The sequence below is a fragment of the Alteromonas sp. G5_S2_22_S1 genome (assembly GCF_054968525.1).
In genome coordinates, this window is record NZ_JBQKUJ010000015.1 from 101,529 (window position 1) to 108,444 (window position 6,916).

Annotated in this window: 3 protein-coding genes; all 3 read left to right on the forward strand. The window is 44.9% G+C overall.

The window, feature by feature from the left end:
• Positions 1–289: 289 nt before the first annotated feature.
• Genes ACTRWF_RS15355 through ACTRWF_RS15365 form a run of 3 tightly spaced genes read left to right on the forward strand, consistent with a single transcriptional unit; the run spans position 290 to position 6,875 of the window.
• The gene (locus tag ACTRWF_RS15355) at positions 290–1,534 is read left to right on the forward strand and encodes an efflux RND transporter periplasmic adaptor subunit (RefSeq protein WP_462835808.1); all 1,245 of its coding nucleotides are present in this window, start codon (positions 290–292) and stop codon (positions 1,532–1,534) included.
• Complete coding sequence (locus tag ACTRWF_RS15360; protein ID WP_462835809.1) at positions 1,534–4,668, forward strand: efflux RND transporter permease subunit; 3,135 nt, start codon at positions 1,534–1,536, stop codon at positions 4,666–4,668. Before ACTRWF_RS15355 ends, ACTRWF_RS15360 begins: the two co-directional genes overlap by 1 nt.
• A gap of 47 nt (positions 4,669–4,715) precedes the next feature.
• Entirely contained in the window at positions 4,716–6,875 is a 2,160-nt protein-coding gene (locus ACTRWF_RS15365; protein WP_462835810.1) for a prolyl oligopeptidase family serine peptidase, read from the forward strand.
• Positions 6,876–6,916: the final 41 nt, after the last annotated feature.

A 6,916-nucleotide genomic window follows, 5' to 3' on the forward strand; every position in this document is an offset into this window, starting at 1 on the left:
TGAGTGCTTAAATAATCAACGAAAAAGTGATAATTATCAATCTTACTTTGTATTCTTTCGATAATTTTTTATATTAGGACTACTGATTAAAGCGTTCACTTAAAAAACAATAAATAGACACAAATTCTAACAATGTTAAGTGGGCACACACACTAATAAGTCAGTACACTAGTGTTGAAACAATAATAATAGAAAGTCGTCGGGTGACGGCTTGGTAATTATGTCTGCTTACGAATGGTTTGTAATGACTAATGCCATGCTGGTTTCCTTTCGTTCCTAGGGATAGTAAATGAAAAACTCCATGTTAATGAAAAGTGGATTGCCACTTTTCATCGTGTTAATCGCGTTTATCGCCGCCGCTGTTATGATTAAATCGCGTAAACCGCCTGAGCAAGTCCCCGTGGACATTCCTGCGTTCCTTGTTGACGCCGAAGCCGTTAACTCAGAGCAAGTAAGCTTCATCGTTAAATCGCAAGGTAATGTGGTACCACGCAACAAGACGTCGTTAAGTGCACAGGTGAGCGGGCAGGTAGTGAGTTTATCTGATGTGTTTATTGCTGGGGGGACGTTTAAAAAAGGTGACGTGCTAGCAACCCTAGAGCAAGACGACTATCGCACCGACCTTAAATTAGCAGAAGCTGAATTAGCGCAGGCACAGGCGGCGCTTCAAGAAGAAATCGCACGAGGTAAAGTTGCCGAACAAGAATGGCGCTCTGTAAGCAGTGTGGCGCCGCCAGAATTAGGTTTAAGAAAGCCTCAGTTGGCTAAAGAGCAGGCTAATGTAAAAGCGGCAGAAGCAAAACTTGAGCGCGCAAAACGTAACTTAGAGAGAACCAAAATCACGGCGCCTTATAATGGCATTGTGGTAGAGCGAAATATCGACCTTGGTCAGTTCGTGGCAATGGGCTCTTTACTTGGTACCGTTTATTCAACGGATACGGCGGAAGTAAGATTGCCCATCACCGATAGTGATTTGATGTTCATCAATATTGCCGGGCAATCGAGTGAAGGCGTGCCTGTTTCGCTTACGGCTTCTGTGGGCGGTGTTAAACGCACGTGGCAAGGTCAACTTGTGCGCTCAGAAGGCATTTTAGACACGGGTAGTCGAGTGGTATATGCCATTGTCGAAGTTCAAGACCCGTATAACTTCAAAGCGTCTCATAAAGCACCTCTGCGTTTCGGTCAATTTGTTGAAGCAGAGATCACGTCACGTCAAAATGAGCAGTTGCTTGTATTACCCCGAAGCATTTTGCGCTTAGACAACACCGTTCTTACCGTAAATGACAATCGCGAAATTGAAATTAAACCGGTTGAAGTGGCTCGCACCACGGCGAAAGAAGTGTTTATTCGTTCAGGTATTGAAGAAGGTACGCTAGTGGTTACGAGCGCAGTGCCAAACCCCTACAACGGCATGAAGGTAAGACTGCCTGGCGATGAGCCGGTGCTGTCAGATGAAGCGCGGGCAGATGCACAATCTTCCAGTACTGACGAAAGCGAGAAAGTGGAAAGCAATACCTCCGAAGGAGGCCGCTAATGAGCCGGATAGATACGCAAAAAGGCTTGATAGCTTGGTTTGCTCGAAATAGTGTTGCGGCAAACTTGCTTATGTGGCTGTTAGTAGTCGGTGGCTTATTCGGCGCATTCAGCATTCAAAAGCAAGTCTTTCCCAGCTTCGATATAGACGTCATAAATGTAAGAGTACCTTATTTAGGTGCTGCGCCTCAGGAAGTAGAAGAGGGCGTGATATTAAAAATTGAAGAAGCGATAAAAGACTTAGAAGGTATCAAGCAGCTAAACGCCACTGCCGTTGAGGGTATGGGCACGGTGAGTATTCAAGTAGAAGAAGACTACGACGTTGACTCGCTTCTTGATGAAGTAAAAGTGCAAGTGGATGCCATTCCCAGTTTTCCCGCTGATACTGAGAAACCGGTCATTTACCGTCAAAAAATACAGCAGGATGTTATTTGGCTTTCAGTATATGGCGATGCTTCAGAGCGGGAACTGAAAGAGTTTGCCAAAGATTTACGTGACGACATTGCGAACTTACCCGGCATTTCAAGCGTGCAAGTAGTGGGGGCGCGAGATTATGAAATCTCGGTCGAATTGTCTGAAGTCGATTTGCAGAAATACAACCTTACATTTGCTGAAGTGGTATCGCGTTTAAGCCAAACCAGTGTTGACTTACCTGGTGGTTCAATTCGCACGGAAAATGGCGATATCTTACTGAGAACGAAAGGGCAGGCCTACACGGGCTGGGACTTCTCGCAAATTATCTTATTGACCAATGCAAACGGCACCCGCGTTACGCTGGGAGATGTGGCCTATATCAATGACGGCTTTATCGAGAATAACCAATACGCGTTATTTGATGATAAACCCGCCGTAAGCCTTCGTGTCCGTGCGGTGGGCGATCAAAACGCGCTGGAAATTTCAGAGCAAGTTAACAACTATATAGACAGCCAAAAGTCAGAGTTTCCTGCGCATATAACGGCTGACACGTGGGGCGATAGTTCCTTTTATTTGGCTGACCGGCTAAATATGATGCTTGAAAACATGTTCTTTGGTGCGCTACTCGTATTTTTAGTGCTGTCTCTTTTCTTAAAAATTAAACTCGCCTTTTGGGTTATCGTCGGCCTTCCGGTATGTTTCCTTGGCACGTTATTGGTGATGCCGTTAGATATGATTGGCGTATCTATAAATATGCTGAGTTTATTCGCCTTTATTCTGGTGTTGGGGATAGTCGTTGACGATGCCATCATTATGGGCGAGTCGGCTTATTCCGAAATAGATAAGAAGGGCCACAGTGCTGAGAACGTTATTGCGGGTGTAAAAAAGGTAGCAATGCCGGCAACCTTCGGTGTACTTACCACTATTGCGGCGTTTTCTCCTATGTTAATGGTGTCAGGGCCGTTTGGTATTATCTGGAAAACCATAGGCATGGTGGTCATTGTCTGCCTAATTTTCTCGCTCATAGAATCTAAGCTTATTTTGCCAGCTCACCTTGTACATATGAAGCTAAAGCCATATGACCCGGCAAAGGCAAACGCATTTCAACGGTTTAGAGACTTTTTCAGCGAAGGAATAAAAACCTTTATTAATAACAAATATGCCCCATTTCTCGCTAAAGCGGTACGCAATCGTTATACGACGGTTGCGGTTTTCATGGCGATGCTGATATTAACCGTAGGTTTATTTGGTGGCGGTATTGTCCGATTCGTATTTTTCCCGAATATTCCCAGCGACTTTATGATTGCAAGCTTTGAACTGGAACCGGGCTCGTCGCTAGAACAACGCGATAACGTGTTAACAACGTTACGTGAAGCCATGCACCGCATGGACGATAAAGTTGCACAAGAGTCAGGCGACAATGTTATCAAACACGCCATTGCCTTTGATAACGGTAATCTAGGGGGGGAGATATTCGCGGAGCTTACCAAAGGCGAAACGCGAACGCTTACCGACTTTGAAATCCAGAATATGTGGCGTGAAGAGTTACCTGAAATTCCAGGGGTGAAGTCTTTTAATATCAGTTCGCCGGGTGGGCCTGGTGGAGGCTCAGATCTAAGTTTTGAATTGAGCTCTAGCGATATAAAGGCATTACGGGCAATTAGTGATGAGTTAAAAGAGGCGCTTGACGGTTACGAAGGGGTTACAGATATTAATGATACCTTTTCTGGCGGCAGTGAAGAAATTCAGCTTGCCCTTAAGCCGCAAGCCGACGCGCTAGGAATTTCGTTACGGGACTTAGGGCAACAGGTGCGATTTGGCTTTTATGGTGCTGAAGTACAACGAATTCAGCGCGATGACGAAGAAATAAAGGTGATGGTTCGTTACCCCAAAGCCGAACGTAGCTCAGTAGAACACCTTAAAAATATGCGAGTTCGCGCACCAAATGGCCAAGAAATTCCTTTCGAACAGGTCGCTACGTTTACCGTAGGTCAAGGCTTCGACTCGATTATCCGCGTTGATGGTAAGCGTTCTGTTACAGTATCAGGAGCAGTCGATAAGGCGTTACTTGACCCATCAGAGGTAACCAATGACGTTATTGATAATCTGATGCCAGACCTATTAGCGCGCTATCCCAATGTAGAATTCAAACTACAAGGGAATTCAAAAGAGCAGGCCGATGCAATGTTTAGCTTAATGCAAGGATTATTGTTTTCGCTTTTTGCTATTTACGCCTTACTAGCTATACCGCTTAAATCCTACAGTCAGCCGTTAATTATTATGTCAGTTATACCCTTTGGTATTGTTGGTGCCATTGTCGGTCACTTAGTGCTTGGTATGGCAGTCAGTGTATTGTCTATTTGCGGAATTATCGCGTTGTCTGGCGTTGTAGTGAATGACAGCTTAATTATGGTGGATTTTGTAAACCGCGCTCGCAAGGAAGGAATGTCACTAATGGACGCGGCGATAAGCGCAGGCACCCAGCGCTTCAGAGCGATTATTCTCACCTCGTTAACAACATTTATGGGGTTGATGCCCATTGTCTTCGAACGCAGTTTACAAGCACAAGTTGTGATCCCTATGGCAATCTCGCTGGCCTTTGGTATTTTGTTTGCCACGGTGATTACGCTGCTACTTGTTCCAGCACTTTACCTCATTCTTAACGACCTTAAGAATGTATTTAAAGGCAGAAAACAGGCTCAAATTACGACAGAAAGCTAAGTAGAGAATGCCGGGTAACACCGGCATTTTTCTTATAAGGACTAAAAATGAAGAAAAAACTAATATACGCAGCCGTGGTTGCAGCATCTGCAGGGGTAACCTTTGCTTGTTCAACGTCCTACAGTAACAATGCAGAGCCGGCGAAAAGCGAGATGCAACATACAGCGATGCCAACAGTGTCTAGCTATCCAGAAACAACAACCGTCGCGCAGCAGGACAATTATCACGGTACTACAGTGAGCGATCCTTATCGCTGGCTAGAAGAAGAAAGTGAAGAGGTAAACGCGTGGGTTGAGGCCCAAAACGAGCTTGCTCGTCCTTATCTAGCTGAGCTACCTTCTAAAGCGTTGTACAAAGAGCGTTTAACCGCATTGTGGGATTATGAGAAGTATTCAACGCCCTACATGGTAAATGACAAACTCTTCTATACGTATAACGACGGATTGCAAAACCAATATGTCCTCTATATGGCTGATGGGCTAAACGGTAAGCCTGAAGTGCTCATTGACCCCAACACCCTAAGTGACGATGGCACTGTATCGATGGCGTCAACTGAACTAAGCCCGAAAGCTTCTTATCTCGCCTATATGCTATCCGATGGTGGTACAGACTGGAAAACCATTCATATACGTGAAACCAGCAACAAATCAGATTTAACCGATGTTATTAAAGGGGTTAAATTTTCAAACGTAGCGTGGCTACCTGACGAAAGTGGTTTTTTCTATTCGCGTTACCCAGAAAATGACGCGGGTGAGTTCGACGATAGCCAAACCGTGTCTATTTATTTTCACGCAATAGGCACAGCGCAAAATGAAGACACAAAAGTGTTCTCATTTTACGGCAAACCTACCTGGAACCCATACCCACTGGTTATTCAAGACGGTGAAACACTATTAATCTCGGTATTTGAAGGCTATGAAGCCAATGGGGTATACGCTAAGTCGCTAAAAGAAAAAAACAGTAAGTTGATACCAATCTTTGATAAGTGGGATGGTCGCTACGATTTTATTGGTGAAAAAGAAGACTCGCTTTTCTTTACATCAACGGCCGATGCGCCAACAGGTAAGGTTGTAAAGGTTGAGTTCGACAATGGCGTTCAGTCAAGCGAAACTGTTATTGAAAGTACGTCAGATACCTTAAATAGCGTATCGCTATTAGGCGGTAAGTTATTCGCTCAGTACCTTAAAGATGTAAAAGGGCAAGTGAGTGTATTTGACTTGTCTGGCAAACAAATTGATGACATTTCGTTTTCTGATATTGGCAGCGTAAGCGGCTTTTATGGAGATAAAACTGCCGACACGACGTTTTACAAGTTAACGGGCTTCACTAATCCTGGCCAAGTTTACGCTTATGATGTTCAAAGCGGCGAGTCAACATTATTTAAGCGCATAGATACTGGCATTAACTATGATGACTATGTAACCAAGCAAGTCTTTTACATCAGTAAAGATGGCACCAAAGTGCCTATGTTTATTGTACATAAGAAAGGTTTAAAGCTTGATGGGAATAATAAAACCTTACTGTATGGCTACGGTGGCTTTAATATTTCACTAAAACCCAGCTACTCAGTGTCCAGAATGGTATGGGTTGAGCAAGGCAATGTGCTTGCCATCGCTAACTTGCGAGGAGGTGGTGAGTATGGCCAGCGATGGCACAAAGCGGGAACTAAGTTAAACAAGCAAAACGTGTTTGATGATTTTATTGCTGCAGGGGAGTACTTAGTCGAAAGTGGTTATACCAACCCTCAAAAAATGGGAATTCAGGGCGGCTCTAACGGTGGCTTGCTGGTTGGTGCAACGTTAACGCAGCGCCCCGATCTTTTTGCTGCTGCCTTACCGGCTGTAGGGGTATTAGATATGCTTCGCTATCACACACCAAGCGCTAATGCTCGCGCATGGTCGTCTGATTATGGTTTGAGTGAAAACAACGACGAATTTGAAGCCTTGTATGCTTATTCTCCTGTTCACAATACAGAACCTGGAACCTGTTATCCGGCGACCTTGGTTACTACCGGCGATCACGATGACCGCGTAGTTCCTTGGCATAGCTACAAATTTGCGGCACAACTTCAAGCCGATCAAGGCTGCGATAACCCCGTATTACTTCGTGTTGAAACCCGTGCAGGCCACGGCGCTGGTACACCAACGTGGATGCGTATTGAAGGCTATGCCGACCAGTGGGCATTTTTAGAATCGGCCCTCGAATAATGCTAATCGCCCGTCACTAAACGAAAGCCGCTTATTAAAGC